Below are 15,476 nucleotides of genomic sequence, written 5' to 3' on the forward strand. Positions count from 1 at the left end.
GGACAGTCCATGGCAGGACCCAAAGGCAAAGGTGAAGAGCCCTATCTGCCGACAGAAGCAGAAGTTCTGGAATTTATCCAGCAGAGTCCGACCCGGGTTGGCAAAAGAGAAATTGCCAAGGCTTTTAATCTCAAGGGACAGGATCGCATCCACCTCAAGGCGATCCTTCGTCGGCTGAAGGATCAGGGACTGTTTGGAAAACGTCCCGAGGAATCCCGGGTTCTCAGCGCGGACAGTCTCCCGCCCGTTCTGGTCGTTGTCGCACAGGGACTGGACCGCAACGGCGAAATGATTGCCCTTCCCCAGGATTGGCCTGCAGGCAGGGAAAATCCCCCGATCCTTTACATGGTGGAAGACAGGCGCAAGGGAATTGTGCTTGCAGAGGGCGAACGCGCGCTTGCCAAGATCAAACCGATCGGCAAGAGACAATATGAAGCCCTTCCCATCCGGCGCATCCACAAGGACCCTGCCAGGGTTCTGGGAATTTACGAACAAACATCGCAAGGCGGACGGATACGTTCCGTGGACAAACGCTCCAGAGACGAGTTTGTTCTGAAGAAAGAACACGCACTTGGAGCAGAGCCAAATGAACTGGTGCTCGCTGAACCATTGGGCAACGCCCGTGGTCGGGGGCCCAAAGAGGTCAAGGTCGTGGAACGCCTTGGCGCAATTGACAATCCTCGCGCGCTCAGTCTGGTTGCCATATACGAACATCAAATTCCGAACGTTTTCCCGGAAGACGCTCTGAAACAGGCCGATGAAGCCCAGGCAACCGAATTGGGAAACAGGACTGATCTGCGCGACATTCCCCTTGTAACCATAGACGGAGCCGACGCCCGCGATTTTGATGACGCGGTATGGGCCGAGCCTGACAGTGATCCGGACAATCCGGGCGGCTGGCATGCCCTGGTCGCCATTGCAGATGTCTCACACTATGTCACGCTGAACTCCCCTCTTGATATGGAAGCCAGAAACCGGGGAAATTCAACGTATTTTGCTGACCGCGTTGTCCCGATGCTCCCCGAAGTCATTTCAAACGGCTGGTGTTCGCTCGTTCCCGATGAAGAGCGCCCCTGTATGGCTGTTCATCTCTGGATTTCAGCGGACGGCAATCTGATCAAACACAGGTTTGTCCGCGGCCTGATGCGTTCTGCGGCGCGTTTGACCTACGAGCAGGTTCAGGAGGCTCTCAACGGTTTTCCTGACGAGACGACAGCACCATTGATGGAAAGCGTCCTCTCCCCTCTCCTCGGCACGTTCAAAGCGCTGGAAAAGGCCCGGTCCGAGCGCGGCACGCTTGAACTGGAAATCCCGGAATTCAGACCTGTTCTTGACGAGGACGGTGATGTTGTCGCCGTTGAAAAAAGGCAGCGGCTGGACAGTCACAAGCTGATCGAAGAACTGATGATCACAGCAAATGTTGCTGCGGCAACCGAGCTGGAAACAACCCGTATCCCCTGTATTTACCGTGTCCATGAAACGCCCGATCCCGTCAAGATTGAAGCGCTGGCAGCCTCTCTCAAATCCATGGATCTGCCTTTTGCAAAGGGACAGGTCATCACCCCGAAAGTTCTGTCACGGGTACTGGACCGTGCATCGGAACGCCCTGAATATCCCATGATCAGCGAACTGGTCCTGCGTAGCCAAAGTCAGGCTCTCTATACCTGTGAAAACGCAGGGCATTTCGGGTTGGCCCTGCAACGCTATGCACACTTTACCTCGCCGATCCGCCGTTACGCTGACTTGATGGTGCACCGCGCCATTATCCGGAAAAACAGTCTCGGTTCTGATGGGCTGCCGGATGAGGCCTTCGGCACGCTCGAGGAAATTGCTGAACTGATTTCCGGCACAGAACGACGTTCCGCCCTTGCAGAAAGAGACACCAACAACCGCTTTACAGCGGTTTTCATGTCCCGCCATGTCGGAGAAGTCTTCGCAGGCAAGGTAAACGGTGTCACCAAGGCCGGCCTTTTTATAACCCTTGATAACAGCGGTGCAGATGGTCTCCTGCCAATGCGCTATCTTCCGGAAGATTACTATCACCATAACGAAGAAAGCCATCAGCTCGTCGGCAAGCGCTGGGGACGTGTCTTCTCTCTGGGAGACAAGGTGGCCGTCCGCGTTTTCGAAGCCAATGCTGTGGCTGGTTCCATTACCTTCGAGCTTGTTGAGCATGACGAAGGGGAAACCACGGATCGCCCCAAACGGAATGTGCGCAGCTCGACTCGCTCAAATGATCGCAAGAGGACATCTGGACGCAGCAGGAAAAAAACACCCGGCACAGCACCCAAACGCTCTTTTTCTTCAAAGACCTCACGCAAAAGAAGCAAAACAACGCGATAATATTCCGGTGTGTTCTTTTTCGGTCTCGTGATCAGGGCCTCTTTCTGGTATGGCTTGATCACAGTGGATTTCAAAAGCCAGACAGCATTCCGGATTGATTTAAAGTGACGCCATTCAAGATTTTTCTGCCAGACTCTCTCAGGATTGGCCTTCCCCTCTTGCTTGCGTTGTTTCTATTCGGTTGCGGGACCGGCAAGTACAATGAAGATGGTCAATTCGATACGGCCTTTGGCAGCAGACTTTTTGAGAAAAGCTTCGATCTCATTGATGCCTATCACATTGATCCTCCAACAACCCGTGAGCTGGCATTGGCCGGAATTGAGAATCTTTCAACCCTTGATCCGGATCTTGAAAGCGAAGCGACGGACAATTCCATCCTGTTTTCCTACAATGGTGAAGAGTTGTTTATTCTCTCCACACCTGAGGGCAATGATCACGGCGCCTGGGCCCGGCTGACAAGTTCTGCCATCAGAACCATACAACAACAGTCCGGTGATCTCAGCCGTCTCAAAAACGGTGCAATCTATCAGGCTGTTCTCGACGGTATGATGGGTGAACTGGACAGATTTTCCCGCTATTCCAACCCGGAGCAGGTCGAAAGCTATCGTCAGAGAAGAGACGGGTATGAAGGCATTGGCATCACAATCATTACGGATGAACAGGGTGTTCGTATTCTTTCAGTCTTTGAGACAGGACCAGCCTTCAATGCCGGTTTGAAACCGAATGATCTGATCACCTTCATTGATGGTCAATCCGTTGAAGGTCTCGGTGATGCAGAAATTGTCCGGAAGATTACCGGCCCGAGAGGAACAAAGGTTCAGCTGACCATCGTCAGAAATATCAGCCAGCCGGACGAGGAACACTTCACACAATATATCACACGCCGCTTTGTTCACACTCAGACAGTTCACCTCGACAAGCGTGAAAGCCTTGCCTTTATCAGGATTGATAACTTCACCAGCCGGGAAACCTTTGATGATCTGGAACGCATTCTCGAGAGTCTGCTGGAAACAGACACATCAGGTTCGGAGGAACGACTTGAGGGTATCGTCCTCGATCTGCGCAACAATGGCGGAGGTCTTGTCTCCATGGCCGTCCAGATTGCAGATCTTTTCCTCGAAAAGGGCATTATCCTTGATACGGACGGACGCCACGAGCGCAGTATCGAGCAATACAAGGCTGAAAAGGGAGACATTCTTGACGGCCTTCCCATTGTCGTTCTCGTCAATGGGAATTCGGCCTCGGCCTCTGAAATCCTTGTTGCAGCCCTGAAGTACAATCATCGAGCCGTGATCATTGGCAGCAAGTCCTTTGGCAAGGGAAGTGTCCAAAAACCGTCCAGTCTACCCAATGGTGGCGAGATGGCTCTGACCTGGTCCCTCTTCTATGCCCCTTCCGGACAGCTGATCCATGAGCTGGGGATTTCTCCTGACATCTGCTCTTCCCGCCCGGATTTTACCGTTCAGGAAGACTGGTCACCCGAGCAGATCAGAGCTTACCTCAAGGAACTGCGTATCAGGCACTTCCAGGGTCTCTCCAAAAATGAAGAACAGGACTGTCCGAAGAGCTTCGAGAGCAGCCTCACTGATGAAAAACTTGCTGAAGTGATCATAGGAAACAAAGAGCTTTTCGACGCTTTTCGTTAAGAACCCAACGCGTTAGATCGTTTTTTCCGGGAAAAGGACACCCATTGCAGATTATCTGTAAAAAAGTTGTCATGCCCTCTTGACTTAAGCGTTTAGCACTGTATCTTCCGCCCATAGTTTGACACCAATAAGATAGCGCGATAAGGACTTCGCAATGGCTAAGCCTGCTACACAACTGATCCGTATGGTTAGCACCGCGGATACCGGCTACTTCTACGTAGCAAAGAAAAACCCACGTACGCTGACCGAAAAGCTCGAGCTGCGCAAGTACGACCCCGTTGCGCGCAAGCACGTTCTGTTCAAAGAAGCGAAGATGAAGTAATTTCCTTCGCTTTGAAGAATAAGAAAAACCGCTGGTGAACATCATCAGCGGTTTTTTGCTTTTCAGGGATCAGGGATCAAGAAAGCGGTGCTTTTTCTTCAGGCACTCATCACTCTGTTGCGCCCCTGGTTCTTTGCACTGTACAGCGCTCTGTCAGCCCGGGACAGCAACTCATCAGCCATTTCCATCGGGTTTCTGGTTGTCGCAACACCGACTGAAACGCTCACAGACAGCTTCAGGTTTTCCTCGCCAGCCAGTGTTGTGCTGGCCAGCCTGAAGTCCTGATTGTTCACTCCCTTGCGTACACGTTCTGCGATACTCAAAGCCTGCTCTTCGGCCGTGTTCGGCATCACGACAACGAACTCTTCGCCGCCGTACCGGGCCAGCATATCAAAATCTCGCATGGACCCCTTGACCCTGCCGGACAGTTCCTTGAGAACATCGTCTCCGCAGGCATGCCCGTAGGTGTCATTGACAGACTTGAAGTGATCAATATCAAAGATCAGTACAGAAACCGGCTTGGCCGTTTGCGCAATTTCCATGATGGAACGATCAAGATGCGCATTCATGTAGCGCCTGTTAAAGACCCCGGTCAGCGGGTCTGTATAGGCCATTGCCACAGATTGCTGCAGCATAGTGCTCAAGCGGTCATGATAGCGTCTACGCTTGATCTGCGTCTTGCAACGCGCCCTCAGCTCGTTCAGATCGACCGGCTTGATCAGGTAGTCAGTCACACCGATATCCAGACCCTTTGCCAGCTGATCCAGATTTTCATCCTCAATAACCAGCAGGATCGGAACATGCCGTGTATCATCACTTGCCCGGAAGTGGGAACAGAGACGCAATCCATCCTCCCCGCCAAGGGACAGGGAGATAATCATCAGATCAAAGGACTGATCCTTGGCGATCTGCATGGCTTTTTCGGAGTTGTTGACAACAGAAACGGTGTGTTCCTGTTCAACGAGTTCAGAGGCAATCTTGCCAGCGTTCAGCTCACTGCTTTCCACAACAAGGATGGCGGCATTTTCGGTATTGATCTGTTCATCAAACTGATTGTTGCTGTTCTGGTTGAACTGGGCGCTGGCTTCCTGCCTGACACGCAGCTCGTCAGTCATCATCTTCAAGCGTACGAGGGAACGTACACGTGAAAAGAGGGCGACATCGTTCAGGGGTTTGGTCAGAAAATCATCAGCACCGGCTTCCAGGCCGCGTACCCTGTCATTGGGATCACTCAGTGCGGTCACCATAACAACGGGAATGTGTCGTGTTTTTGGATTGGCCTTGAGCTTGGTGCAAACCTCATAACCGTCCATACCGGGCATCATGATATCAAGCAGAATGATATCCGGCATTTCACTTTCCACGACCTCCAGTGCAGAAGGGCCGTCTGTTGCGGAAATGACCTCGAAGTATTCCGCCATAAGCTTTGCTTCAAGCAAACGGACGTTAGCTGGGATATCATCGACAACGAGAACGCGTGCTGCCATTAATTCTCTTTCCGGCTCAAGGTAATCATATCCAGGTCAGACGACATCAGTTCAAAAAGCGCTGCACAGTTTCCAGAAAGTTCGTCACAGAAATCGGCTTTGGAATGTAGGCTTCACACCCACCTTCGCGGATTTTTTCCTCATCGCCCTTCATCGCAAATGCCGTGACCGCGACCACAGGTATGGAACGCAGGTTGTCATCTTCCTTGAGCCACTTGGTGACTTCCAAACCAGAAACCTCCGGCAACTGAATATCCATCAGAATGAGATCCGGATGATGGTTTCTTGCTATACTGAGAGCCTCCATGCCATCACTGGATTGCAGGATATTGTATCCCTGTGCTTCCAAAAGATCGTGGAAGAGCTTCATATTCAGCTCGTTATCCTCGACAATAAGTACGGTTTTTGCAGCGTTTTGGGACATCGCCAATCGATTCTCTTATCCTTAATGCGTCTTTACAGTTTGCCTGTGAAAGACAGCGAATGCAATGAAACCCTGAATAAAAACATACACTAAACAATAACAAATTATTGCAAAACTGCATGCCTTTGAAATCAGAAGCCGTCTGGTCTGGGTTCGACAGTACCCTCGTTATTCTTAATATAAAGTAAGCATAAAGCATAAAGGTCAGGGCAAAACCAGCTTTTGCTCCTTTTTGTTCAACCCTGCCCCATTACTCTCTTGCTTTTCCATCGGGGAATGAAGAAAATACACAAAGAACAAATCATGTACATTGCTCCGCCCTTTAAAGATGATCAGCCTGTGTCGTGACTGTTTTCACAAGATGAGAACCGTCCCAGAAGAAAAAGAAAACCGGGAAAACAGCCTCATCAGACGCTGTCTTTCCTGCGGATCGCCCCGGCTGGTTCAGCACGGCGAACTGGACAGTCTTGCCATTGCCCATCTCGATTGCGATGCATTCTTTGCCTCTGTCGAAAAACGGGACAACCCGGAGCTTCTGGACAGACCACTGATTATTGGTGGTGGTCACAGGGGCGTTGTCTCGACAGCCTGCTACATTGCCCGCCTGTATGGCGTGCGCTCTGCCATGCCTCTCTATCAGGCACTGAAAGCCTGTCCGGAAGCCACGGTTGTTCATCCCGACCACTCAAAATACAGCAAGGTCGGTCGCGAGGTGCGTGACATCATGGCAAGCCTTACAGACCAGCTTGAACCTCTCTCGATTGATGAAGCCTTTATGGATCTGGAGGAAAGGCACACACCGGAATGGCTGGGCAAGAAGGCAGAAGAACTGTCTGTTGCAGAATGTCTTGTCAGGCTGGCCAAGGAGATTGAGGACAAGGTTGGCATAACCGTTTCAATTGGCCTGAGCTACAACAAAAGCATGGCAAAGCTGGCATCCGACCTGGACAAACCCAGGGGGTTCTCCGTTCTGGGACGACAGGATGCCCTGGAATTCCTTGAAGACAAACCGGTTCGGACAATTTTCGGCGTCGGAAAAAGTCTGGAAAAGAAACTGCATCAGGACGGTTTTTTTACGATCGGCGATATTCGCAGGGAAAGCGAACGCCAACTGAACCACCTTTACGGTGCCATGGGGCACAGGCTCTATAACTTTTCCAGAGGAATTGACGAGCGGAAGATTTCGTCTTCCTCGATCATGAAAAGCATTTCTGTTGAAACGACCTTTTCCCACGATGAACGGGGCACTTCAGGCCTTGGCAGGATCCTCGAAAAGCTGTGCCTCAGCCTTCAATCCAGATTTGAGCGCAAGAATGCTGCTGCGCGTTCCATCACCCTGAAACTGAAGACAGCCGACTTCAAAACAGTCACACGCAGCTATACTGCAGAGTATCCCGTTTTCAAGGCAGAGGATGTCCTCGAAATTGGCCTGAAATGTTTGGAACGTGCTCCGGCAGACCTTGAATATCGCCTGTTGGGAATTGGCGGCAGTGATCTTGTTTCGGCAACTGCGTGTCAGGACAAGGACCTGCTGGAAACAGAATACAATGACGGCGAAATTGTCATTCCTCCGCTTCCTTCCCTGCCCGGAAAGAATGCCAATGAAGAAGAAAGACCCGCGCAGAAAACTCCAAAAAGGCAGGATGAACCCTTCGGGCTTTTTGAAGACCTGCCAAAAATAAGGAAGAAATAGCCTTACAATCAACAAGGTGGAATTTTTTACCGATCTGGCAAAAGTTACCCGGCATTTTTTTCCTCCACCTTGTTCGTGACACTCCCAAAAGCGTTAAAATTTCTTTTCAATCAATAGATTATAATGACTTAAATCCAAGGCATACTTTTTGCTTGTTGAGGACACCACTCTTGAGGAGAGAGAAAACATGGTGTTTTCAAGCAGCTTTCATAACTTGCTTCAGCAATCGGACGATATTCAGAACCTGCAAAAGAGCCTGAATACCAATCTTCTGTTCAGATTGCGTCAAATTCTGTATGGGCGCTTCACAACATCTTCTCTCTTCCACAGTTCGTCTCTCACACAGGAAAGAACGTCTGAGGATTTCGTAACGGAACTTCTGGATGTGGCAGCCGAAGCCGAACAGCGCATTTCCGAACTGCAGGAACGCGTCACCTATCTTGAAAACCTGTCCATGACTGACGAGTTGACCGAAACGCTCAACCGTCGCGGTTTGAATCGAGAGTTAAACAGAGCACTGGCCCAGGCCAGACGCGATCAGCAATCAGGCATTCTCATCCTTTGCGATCTGGATCACTTCAAGGCAATCAACGACACCTACGGTCATGCTGCCGGCGATGAAGTGCTGATCCACGTTGCCAAAATCCTCAAGCAGAATGTCCGGGCTAACGATTGCATCGCCCGGATCGGAGGGGACGAGTTCGTTGTCCTGACGCCCAATGTCTGCACAGACAAAGGCGACCGGGTCGTTCACAAGCTGTCAAAACTGATGAACAGGATGATTGTTCCGTGGGAAAACGATTTCATCCCGGTTTCAGCAAGCGTGGGACACGAAATTTACGGCCCCGAGACAGAAGCCTTTACGCTTTTGGAAAAGGCCGATCAGACCATGTATGAAGCCAAAGGCAAAAGAAAACTCTAAGTCAGACGGGTGCGTTGTTGAAAAGCTCCGGATGACAGAATCTCGGAATTCCAGTCACGTCTGTGAACCGGACATAAAACTATTCTCCGGTTTCTGCCAGATCTTCCAGCAAAGGCCGGACAAGCGGCACCGTAATCTCCCTGTGCAGTGCCAGAGAAGCACGGTCAATTTGAGCCACAAGCCTTCTTGCGACATCAAAGGACCGCTCACAGCGTGCGGTCAGAAAATTCAACACCTCGGGTGAAAGTGCGATCTGCTTGTCATGGAAGAGCTTGACCAGCAAAGCATCGAACAACTCATCATCAGGAGCTGTCATCCGCAGGGAAAAAACGGCTGAAAGCCGTGATTTCAAGTCCGGCAAGGTAACAGGCCAGCGCGCAGGTGACGTCTCCCCTGTCAGAAGCAGCCACCCCTTTTCTTCCCGCACCATATTGTAGAAATGGAACAGCTTTTCTTCCAGAAAGCGATCTCCGGGAACAATTGTTTCCAGATCCTCCAGAACAAAGGCATTCTGACCGGACAGAATCTGATCCGGCTCAAGCTTCCAGAAAATTTCAGGCGTTATGATTTCTGCCGAGGAGCAGTCGCTCCAGACATGGGCCAGATGCGTTTTGCCGCATCCTTTCGGGCCATATATGGACGCAACAGGAGTGGACCAGCCGGGCCAGCTTTCTATCCAGGCCAGGGCTTCTTCATTACAGGCAGAGACCAGAAAGTCCTCTCTGCACAGATTGGGGGCCATTCCCAGATCCAATGTCAGTTGTAACTGCTGCCTGGACAACGTGAACCTGCCTTAACCATTGAAAAAATTGAAGGAACCAGTTTAATCCCGAGTGTCCTGTTCGAAAAGATCTGTTTCGTCTTCCCCGTTGTTTTCCTGCTGACGGGCAACCGAAAGGCCAGAGTAATACCCACTCATCATGTATTGGTCGAGAGCAAATCGTACGCCAACCCCGATCACGGCAGCCACCGGCACGGCCAGAAGAACTCCGACAAACCCGAAAAGCGTTCCTCCTGCCAGCAGGCCAAAAATCACCCAGACAGGATGAAGACCAATGCGTTCACCCACAAGCTTTGGAGTAAGAACGTTTCCTTCAAGGAATTGCCCGGCAAAGAAAACTGCTGCCACAATTGCCACAGAAGTCAGACTGTCGAATTGAAACAGTGCAAGACCGACAGAAAGCAGCAGGCCAATGATGGCGCCGACATAGGGAATAAAGGAGAGAAAGCCCGCCAGTAATCCGATGACAAGTCCGAAATTCAGCCCGGCAAGGCTCAATCCCAAAGCATAGAAGGCTCCCAGGACAAGACAAACCGTCCCCTGCCCGCGAATAAATCCTGCCAGGGTTTCATCCACCTCGAAAGCAAGCACACGAATTGTTTTCTGGTGCATCCGGGGCAGCCAGCCATCAATCTTGGCCACCAGACGATCCCAGTCCCGCAGAAGATAGAAAGCAACAACCGGAGTGATGAAAATCAGGGACAACAGATTCAGAAAGGCCACACCACCTTCAATGACGTCCTTGACCAGACTGCCGATCCAGGTTCCCGCTGTCGAAACAACCTCGTTGATAGATGCCTTGACCCGGGCAACAATCTGGGGATCAACAGACGTGGCAAATTCTGTTCTGATCAGATCGGCTTTTTTGGAAACAGCTTCAACAAAATCAGGCAATGCACTGATAAGCTTTCCAGTTTGATTGGCAACAACTGGAAGCACCAGCCCCAGAGCCGCCAGCAGAATCAAAAGAAAACAGACTGTGACAACGGCAGTCGCAGCCGTGCGGGACAATCCTGTGTTTTCAAGACGGTCGCAGAGAGGATCCAGAAAATAGGCAACAACAATCCCTGCCACGAACGGCAACAGAACCTCACGCAGCAGGTAAACAGAAATCAGGAAAAAAACCAGACTGAAAAGCCAAAAACGGATTTGTCTTTCTGCTACCATTTCAACGATCCCGGAATCTTGCCTGTTCTTATTCGATAATCACTGTCGGAGCCAGAGGTGTGTCACTGCCCGATGTCTCGACGGTCCCTGGCGGGTTGTTGTCAGACGAAACCTGTTCTCTTTCCAGCAATGTATCATCCGGAAACCCCTGCCGGGCCTGGGCAGGACGGTCCAGAAACAGCATCCAGTCTCCCAGTTCGTTCAAACGCAGGGAAACGTCTTCCTGTGCCAGTGCCCTGGACAACTGGTCAATGGTTCCAAGAAAGAAAAGATCAAGTTCGGCCGCATTCTTGCTCAGCGATCTCACAGTGCTCCGTTTGACGGCGGAGATACGCCCAATCCTGTTTCGAATTGCAACCCAGTCACTCAGTCCCTGCAAGGGAACAGACACCGCGAGCCACTGTTCCGTGGTGTTGTTGACCCGGTTGGCCAGAATCCAGGTTTCCTGAAGCTGGTTGTTCAACTGTCTTGCAGCTGTTTCCATGTCAGCAGGTCCTCCGGCAATTGAGACGTCCTGCCTGACAGAGCCATCGCGTCCCAGCCACAGGGCTGATCCCTGAACAATCTCTCCGGCATCATTGCTCACCAGAGAGGCGAGAATAACGTCCCGGACACCGTACTTGCTGGCCAGAGCCCAGATTTCCTGACCGCCATCTGCTGCCCTTTGCGCATTGAGAACTGCAACATCCTCAAGATCGCCCAAGGGAACCACCAGGGGAACCAAAGCCCCCTGCAGGTCAATATTCAGCCAGGCATCCCGCCATGCATTTGTGTCTTCCCACAGGAAAACCTGCCCATTGCCGGACCAGACTGGCAACAAAAGAACAGGACGGCTGACAGTCTCTGTCACAGAAACTCCGGATTGACGCAACAGCGCCAGAACCTGGTCAGGCACAAACCTGACAGTCAGCCTGGCCGTGTAGCGGACAGCAGAACTTCTTTCATCCTTCAGGGAGAAGTCCTGGATAAAGGGAACGATTTGCTCCTGGGTCAGCTCGGGCACCAAAGCGCGCTGATCACTTGCGACAAGGCGGTCCATCAAAAAGGCAAAGGCTGTCATGTTGCCTTCTTTCAGAGCCTGCTCCTTCGCCTGGGAAACGCTGTCAGCCGTGACATCAATGTTCACATCCTGAACGGTATAAATCGTCCCACTGCCGGCCTGAGCCCCTGCAGAAAAAAGCCCCAAAACCACTGCAGAAACAAAAAGAGCGTGAAAAAGCGTCTGAAAGTGACAAAAAAAGCGGTGAAACCGCATTGCAAACCATCCCGGATCGAGTATTTTCCCATTGAGAAACTTCTGGCCCTGAAAAACAGAGCGCGGAAAGACAAAAACCTTTCCCGAAGCTTCCTGACCAGATCATACATACTCTAAGTTACAGGAGGATGCCATAGCTACCGGTTCAAACAATCCCTCATCTCTCAGCTACAAGTCTGCTGGAGTGGATATCGACGCAGGGAATGAGCTTGTCGATGAGATCAAACCATTGGCAAAATCAACAAATCGTCCCGGCACCATGGCCGGACTGGGCGGATTCGGCGCTTTCTTCGATCCGAAGGCCGCTGGCTTCAACGATCCGCTGCTGGTTTCCTGTAACGATGGCGTTGGCACAAAACTCAAAGTCGCAATCGATGCGAACAGGCACGACACTGTCGGAATCGATCTGGTTGCCATGTGTGTGAACGATCTGGTTGTCCAGGGTGCGGAACCCCTCTTTTTTCTGGATTATTACGCAACAGGACGGCTTGAGGTTTCTGCAGGTCGCGACATTATTGCAGGTATTGCCAAAGGTTGCAGGGATTCAAACTGTGCACTGATCGGCGGCGAAACGGCCGAAATGCCTGGCATGTATGCCGAAGGTGATTACGATCTTGCCGGTTTTTCCGTTGGCGCTGTCGAGCGTGGTGAGGCTCTTACGGGTGAGCATGTAAAAGCCGGTGATACTGTTCTCGGACTGTCATCCAGCGGTCTGCATTCAAACGGCTATTCACTGGTTCGCAAAATCATTGAACGCACGGGACTGAATTACTCCGACCCGGCTCCCTTCAAGGATGCCGATGGCTCTGAATTTGAAAACCTCGGCGCTGCCCTGCTGACCCCGACCCGCCTTTATGTCAAAAGCTGCCTTGCGGCCATTCGGGCCTTTGGTCCCCATGGTGAAGGCGTAAAAGCCCTGGCGCACATTACAGGTGGCGGCTTTGTCGAGAACCTGCCCCGCGTTCTTCCCGAAGGACTGGGTGTAACAATTGACGGTATCGGCTGGTCTGTTCCGCCTGTGTTCAAATTTCTTGCCAATCAGGGCAACGTTGCACCTTCGGAAATGATGCGCACCTTCAACTGTGGTATCGGAATGGCCGTGGTTGTTGCTCCTGAAAAAGCACAGGACATCCGGAAGATCCTTGAAGATCAGGGTGAAAAGGTTTGTGTCCTCGGAACCATTGAAGAGCGTTCTGAAGGCGAGACCTCAGTGCAGATCAACAAGCTTGACGAGAGCTGGGGCGCCTGAGGCCTGCAACTCTGAAAGGAACGTTTCTGATGACAGCACAGGCCCCTCGCCTGAAAGTGGCGGCGCTTATTTCCGGTCGCGGATCAAACCTGCAGGCTCTTCTTGATGCCTGTCAGGATCCTGCCTTCCCTGCGGAAATTGTGCTTGTGCTGTCAAACGTTCCGGACGTTCAGGGGCTTGAACGGGCAGAAAAGGCCGGGGTCAGAACAGCAACTCTGGATCACAGAGACTTTCGCCAGAGCGATGGCAGGACAGACCGGGTTGCCTTTGATCAGGCCATGACAGGGATCATTGAATCCTCAGGAGCCGAGTTTGTTTGTCTGGCCGGTTTCATGCGTCTTCTCTCAAAAGAGTTCGTTCATCACTGGCACAACCGGATGCTCAATATTCATCCGGCACTGTTGCCGCTTTTTCCCGGTCTGGATACCCATCAGCGCGCGCTGGATGAAGGATGCAAACTCCACGGCTGCACAGTCCATTTTGTAAGGCATGAAATGGATACCGGGCCGATTGTCGGACAGGCTGCTGTTCCTGTCCTGCCTTCGGATGATGCAGCTTCTCTGGCGCAACGCGTTTTGCAGGCAGAGCACCAGCTCTATCCTGCCTGTCTGAAAAAGATTGCAGAGCGCGTGATCACTGTTAGCGAAGAATCCCTTCTCTACTCCGGGCGCTATCAGAGCAGTAATGAGCAATTAATTCTCTCAATTTAAGAGCAACTTGTTTTCATTTGAAAATCAGTTCAGAATAGCTCTGCAGAATAAAAGGGAGAGCTATTCATGTCGCACAATGATGAACTTCTTCAGCAAAAGAAAGAAGGCTGGGATCATTTTGTTTTTGCTGCCAAATACGGAACGATTGCCGCGTTTCTTGTAGCCATGGGGATTATGTTTATTCTCGCCTGATTAATCAGGCGTTTCCAGAGAGGCAAAGTCCGGGTCGATCTTTTCAAGATGATCAACCAGCTTAGAGACTGTCGCAATTTCAATTCCTCTGGCTCTGGCTTCGGGGAACCACTGTTCAAGAACATTCAGTGTTTGCAGATGAGGGTGCCCAATCGCAATGGCGTACCCTTGTTTTTTGGCTATTCTTTCAGCTTTCAGAAGCTGTGACATGATGGTCGCGGGCTTCTTGTAATCGTTGTCCAGAAAGATATCCCTTATCAGCAAGGGCACTCCGGCACGCTCGGCCTCCTGCTCGGCAACAGAGTTTGCACTGGTCTTTGAATCCATGAAGAAGACCTTGCGTTTGCGCATTTCTTCCATCACCAGCCGCATGCCATCAGACCACTCTGTAAAGCGGCTTCCCATGTGATTGTTGACACCGACATACCCCTCGAACTGATCCAGCCCCCACGCCAGTCTGGCTTTCAGCTCATCCTCAGAAAGCGATGTCAGCAGTGCCTGTGGTCCTGGGTCCTGCCCGCCCCGGGGTTCCATGGGAAAATGCAACATAACATCATGCCCCATTTCCCTGGCCTGCCCGACCTGTTCACGCACACCGGCTGCATAGGTCATAAAGGCAAGGGTTACAGGCGTGGACAACCCGATTGCCCCGCGTGCGCCTGTCCTGTTGACGCCAACGTCATCAAGCACAACAACAACAAGAGGTTTTTCCGTTTCGAGAACCGTTTTTTTCCGCGACGTTTTCCTGTTCGCATCTACCGGCAAAGACTGTTCTGTCAAAGCCGCCTGTTGCTCGGATTCCTGAGGTTCCTCCGGTTTCAGCTCCTGTCCCGGAGGTGATGCCTGCGGTGTTGCATCTGTCAGTAAGGGTTCTTCTGTCAGGGTCAGGTTGGGTGGCAGGCGGGAAAGGTCCCGTGTGCCATCGTCAAGAACTGTATCTTCAATCGCAAGTTCGCTCAGATCGATGGGATGAGGCTTGTTGGATCGTTTGCTGTAGGCTTTGTCGGGATCCTCAACGATTTGAGGCGTTTCAGGCCTTTGTGTCTGCGCAGGCTGCTGGTCCCCGTAACTGGCCACCTCCCTTTCGTCATGCGGACGCTCGGCAAACTGATACAGGATGAAACCAAAAATCAGGGCAATACCGAAAAGTGCAGAAAACAGGACAGTCAGCTGTAACCCGAGAGAAAGGCGATCCGGCCATTTCAGCAAGGAGACAATCTTCGCCTTGAAGCGATCTGCGCTTTCGCCCTTCCGTGCCGGCATTTTCGGGAACTTCCTGTTTTAT

Annotated in this window: 14 protein-coding genes; 8 read left to right on the plus strand and 6 right to left on the minus strand. The window is 51.6% G+C overall.

Annotated elements, in window-relative coordinates:
- The first annotated feature begins 9 nt into the window (after positions 1–9).
- From rnr to rpmG, 3 genes are all read left to right on the plus strand, one after another.
- The gene (gene rnr / locus AAAH10_RS08865) at positions 10–2,343 is read left to right on the plus strand and encodes a ribonuclease R (protein WP_343562657.1); all 2,334 of its coding nucleotides are present in this window, start codon (positions 10–12) and stop codon (positions 2,341–2,343) included.
- Positions 2,344–2,447: 104 nt separating this feature from the next.
- Entirely contained in the window at positions 2,448–3,989 is a 1,542-nt protein-coding gene (locus tag AAAH10_RS08870) for a S41 family peptidase (protein WP_343562658.1), read from the plus strand.
- Positions 3,990–4,143: 154 nt separating this feature from the next.
- Positions 4,144–4,311 carry a 50S ribosomal protein L33 gene (gene rpmG, locus AAAH10_RS08875; RefSeq protein ID WP_343562660.1) on the plus strand — a complete coding sequence of 56 codons (168 nt, stop codon included), beginning with the start codon at positions 4,144–4,146 and terminating at the stop codon, positions 4,309–4,311.
- A gap of 98 nt (positions 4,312–4,409) precedes the next feature.
- Here rpmG and AAAH10_RS08880 read toward each other — a convergent pair whose 3' ends face one another.
- Together AAAH10_RS08880 and AAAH10_RS08885 are read right to left on the minus strand one after the other, a co-directional pair.
- Entirely contained in the window at positions 4,410–5,798 is a 1,389-nt protein-coding gene (locus AAAH10_RS08880; RefSeq protein ID WP_343562662.1) for a PleD family two-component system response regulator, read from the minus strand.
- 46 nt (positions 5,799–5,844) lie between these two features.
- Positions 5,845–6,222, minus strand: coding sequence for a response regulator (locus AAAH10_RS08885; RefSeq protein ID WP_343562664.1), 378 nt, complete (start codon positions 6,220–6,222; stop codon positions 5,845–5,847).
- Positions 6,223–6,550: 328 nt separating this feature from the next.
- Between AAAH10_RS08885 and AAAH10_RS08890 the strand changes: the two genes are divergently transcribed.
- A complete protein-coding gene (locus AAAH10_RS08890; protein ID WP_343563296.1) occupies positions 6,551–7,915 on the plus strand; it encodes a DNA polymerase IV in 1,365 nt (454 codons plus the stop codon).
- A 187-nt stretch (positions 7,916–8,102) separates the two neighbouring features.
- Entirely contained in the window at positions 8,103–8,837 is a 735-nt protein-coding gene (locus AAAH10_RS08895) for a GGDEF domain-containing protein (RefSeq protein ID WP_343562666.1), read from the plus strand.
- Between the two features lie 79 nt (positions 8,838–8,916).
- Here AAAH10_RS08895 and AAAH10_RS08900 read toward each other — a convergent pair whose 3' ends face one another.
- The 3 genes from AAAH10_RS08900 to AAAH10_RS08910 all read right to left on the minus strand — a co-directional run bounded on the left by AAAH10_RS08900 (position 8,917) and on the right by AAAH10_RS08910 (position 12,040).
- Positions 8,917–9,579, minus strand: coding sequence for an HdaA/DnaA family protein (locus tag AAAH10_RS08900; protein ID WP_343562668.1), 663 nt, complete (start codon positions 9,577–9,579; stop codon positions 8,917–8,919).
- An 81-nt stretch (positions 9,580–9,660) separates the two neighbouring features.
- Positions 9,661–10,785 (minus strand): AI-2E family transporter, encoded by a 1,125-nt coding sequence (locus AAAH10_RS08905; protein WP_343562669.1) that lies wholly within the window; start codon positions 10,783–10,785, stop codon positions 9,661–9,663.
- Positions 10,786–10,813: 28 nt separating this feature from the next.
- On the minus strand, positions 10,814–12,040 hold the full coding sequence (locus AAAH10_RS08910) for a DUF2066 domain-containing protein (RefSeq protein ID WP_343562671.1): 1,227 nt from the start codon (positions 12,038–12,040) through the stop codon (positions 10,814–10,816).
- Positions 12,041–12,173: 133 nt separating this feature from the next.
- Here AAAH10_RS08910 and purM point away from each other — a divergent pair, with 133 nt between their 5' ends.
- The 3 genes from purM to AAAH10_RS08925 all read left to right on the plus strand — a co-directional run bounded on the left by purM (position 12,174) and on the right by AAAH10_RS08925 (position 14,191).
- A complete protein-coding gene (purM, locus tag AAAH10_RS08915) occupies positions 12,174–13,289 on the plus strand; it encodes a phosphoribosylformylglycinamidine cyclo-ligase (protein ID WP_343563297.1) in 1,116 nt (371 codons plus the stop codon).
- Between the two features lie 29 nt (positions 13,290–13,318).
- Positions 13,319–13,999, plus strand: coding sequence for a phosphoribosylglycinamide formyltransferase (gene purN / locus AAAH10_RS08920; protein ID WP_343562673.1), 681 nt, complete (start codon positions 13,319–13,321; stop codon positions 13,997–13,999).
- A 66-nt stretch (positions 14,000–14,065) separates the two neighbouring features.
- The gene (locus tag AAAH10_RS08925; RefSeq protein WP_343562674.1) at positions 14,066–14,191 is read left to right on the plus strand and encodes a hypothetical protein; all 126 of its coding nucleotides are present in this window, start codon (positions 14,066–14,068) and stop codon (positions 14,189–14,191) included.
- Here the strand turns inward: AAAH10_RS08925 and AAAH10_RS08930 are convergent, their stop codons facing one another.
- Positions 14,192–15,454: a divergent polysaccharide deacetylase family protein gene (locus tag AAAH10_RS08930; RefSeq protein WP_343562676.1), complete on the minus strand. Its 1,263-nt coding sequence runs from the start codon at positions 15,452–15,454 to the stop codon at positions 14,192–14,194.
- Positions 15,455–15,476 lie beyond the last annotated feature (22 nt).

Origin of the sequence: Carbonatibacter coralli, assembly GCF_039592655.1 — a bacterium.
GTDB classification, from domain to species: domain Bacteria; phylum Pseudomonadota; class Alphaproteobacteria; order Kiloniellales; family Kiloniellaceae; genus Carbonatibacter; species Carbonatibacter coralli.

Excerpts from the sequence above, each read along its gene's own strand:
- AAAH10_RS08890 (WP_343563296.1), top strand. The coding sequence starts at position 6,551 with ATGATCAGCCTGTGTCGTGACTGTTTTCACAAGATGAGAACCGTCCCA.
- AAAH10_RS08895 (WP_343562666.1), top strand. The coding sequence starts at position 8,103 with ATGGTGTTTTCAAGCAGCTTTCATAACTTGCTTCAGCAATCGGACGAT.
- AAAH10_RS08905 (WP_343562669.1), bottom strand. The coding sequence starts at position 10,785 with ATGGTAGCAGAAAGACAAATCCGTTTTTGGCTTTTCAGTCTGGTTTTT.
- AAAH10_RS08930 (WP_343562676.1), bottom strand. The coding sequence starts at position 15,454 with ATGCCGGCACGGAAGGGCGAAAGCGCAGATCGCTTCAAGGCGAAGATT.
- purN (WP_343562673.1), top strand. The coding sequence starts at position 13,319 with ATGACAGCACAGGCCCCTCGCCTGAAAGTGGCGGCGCTTATTTCCGGT.
- rpmG (WP_343562660.1), top strand. The coding sequence starts at position 4,144 with ATGGCTAAGCCTGCTACACAACTGATCCGTATGGTTAGCACCGCGGAT.
- AAAH10_RS08885 (WP_343562664.1), bottom strand. The coding sequence starts at position 6,222 with ATGTCCCAAAACGCTGCAAAAACCGTACTTATTGTCGAGGATAACGAG.
- rnr (WP_343562657.1), top strand. The coding sequence starts at position 10 with ATGGCAGGACCCAAAGGCAAAGGTGAAGAGCCCTATCTGCCGACAGAA.
- AAAH10_RS08900 (WP_343562668.1), bottom strand. The coding sequence starts at position 9,579 with ATGGCCCCCAATCTGTGCAGAGAGGACTTTCTGGTCTCTGCCTGTAAT.
- AAAH10_RS08880 (WP_343562662.1), bottom strand. The coding sequence starts at position 5,798 with ATGGCAGCACGCGTTCTCGTTGTCGATGATATCCCAGCTAACGTCCGT.
- AAAH10_RS08910 (WP_343562671.1), bottom strand. The coding sequence starts at position 12,040 with ATGCGGTTTCACCGCTTTTTTTGTCACTTTCAGACGCTTTTTCACGCT.
- AAAH10_RS08925 (WP_343562674.1), top strand. The coding sequence starts at position 14,066 with ATGTCGCACAATGATGAACTTCTTCAGCAAAAGAAAGAAGGCTGGGAT.